Raw genomic sequence first — 259 nt, 5'->3', positions numbered from 1 at the left:
CGCCCCGGCGCTGCCCGCGGCATCGTCGGTTCCAGTGCAGCAGTCCATCCCGCTCGCATCGGAGATATCGGCTGACAGCCTGACGTCTTCGCTGACGGCGCTCGCCGCAACATCACCGGCTCCCACCCGCGATCAACTGCGGGCGGCCTTCACCGACGCGGGGTTCCGGGGAGATTCCGTGGAAGTTTCCCTGGACCGCACACCCACGGGGCTCGCCGTCGATTCCATCCGGGGCGCAGCCATCAAGGGGGATGAGTGC

General features: G+C 68.7%; 1 protein-coding gene. It reads left to right on the top strand.

Annotation, left to right across the window (positions count from 1 at the left end; translation table 11 throughout):
- Positions 1 to 34 precede the first annotated feature (34 nt).
- Positions 35 to 259: DUF6993 domain-containing protein (locus SB754_RS21160; protein ID WP_410784306.1), on the top strand; the 225-nt coding region annotated here is incomplete at its 3' end.

Origin of the sequence: Leifsonia sp. SIMBA_070 (assembly GCF_046534635.1) — a bacterium.
GTDB lineage: Bacteria > Actinomycetota > Actinomycetes > Actinomycetales > Microbacteriaceae > Leifsonia.
This window is presented reverse-complemented; position numbering and strand designations above follow the sequence as displayed.